The following is a 655-nucleotide window of genomic DNA, read 5'->3' as shown; positions in this document are numbered from 1 at the left end:
CTCCGCACCGGCAAGCTCCTCGGCGGTCCAGCGCAGCGGCTCGACGTAGCGGATGTCGAACGCCTGCCGCTGTTCCATGCGCCGTAGCGCCTCGGGCAGCTCACCCAGGCGCTCGCGGATGGCGTCACCGAGCCTGGGCAGCGACTCAGGCTCGGGCACGTCCGGCATAGGCACCTGATGCTCGAACCCCGGCTCCGGCTGATGGAAGGAGGCCGTCAAGTTGAAGATCGTCCGCCCCTGCTGGACGGCTACCACCCGGCGCGTCGTGAAGGACCGACCGTCGCGCACGCGCTCCACCTGGTACACGATGGGCACCCCGGGCGTGCCGGGCCGCAGGAAGTACGCGTGCAGCGAGTGCACCGGGCGCTTGCCGTCCGTGGTCCGCCCCGCCGCCACCAGGGCCTGGCCGGCGACCTGCCCGCCGAACACCCGCTGCAGCGACTCGTCGGGGCTGCGTCCCCGGAAGATGTTGGTCTCGATCCGCTCCAGGTCGAGTAGGTCGACCAGGCGCTCGGCGGGGTTGGGCATCGGTGGTGCTCCTTTGCTGGCATGCCGCGAGACGCCGCCCGGCCACGACCTGGCGCGGGCGGCGTCTGGGAGGCTACAGCGCCCCCACGTCGGTCACGCGGATCACGGCGCGGCCCTCCTCGTCAGA

Annotated in this window: 1 protein-coding gene; it reads right to left on the bottom strand. The window is 72.2% G+C overall.

Going from position 1 to position 655, the window contains the following annotated elements; all coding sequences use genetic code 11:
- Positions 1-528, bottom strand: a 528-nt coding sequence (locus KUM32_RS39460; RefSeq protein ID WP_217146560.1) for an acyl-CoA thioesterase II, incomplete at its 3' end; no start/stop codon positions are given.
- Between the last annotated feature and the right edge of the window lie 127 nt (positions 529-655).

The sequence above is a fragment of the Streptomyces sp. AC627_RSS907 genome (genome assembly GCF_019049165.1).
The sequence above is the reverse complement of the archived record's forward strand: the minus strand, read 5'-3'. Positions and strand labels throughout refer to the sequence as shown.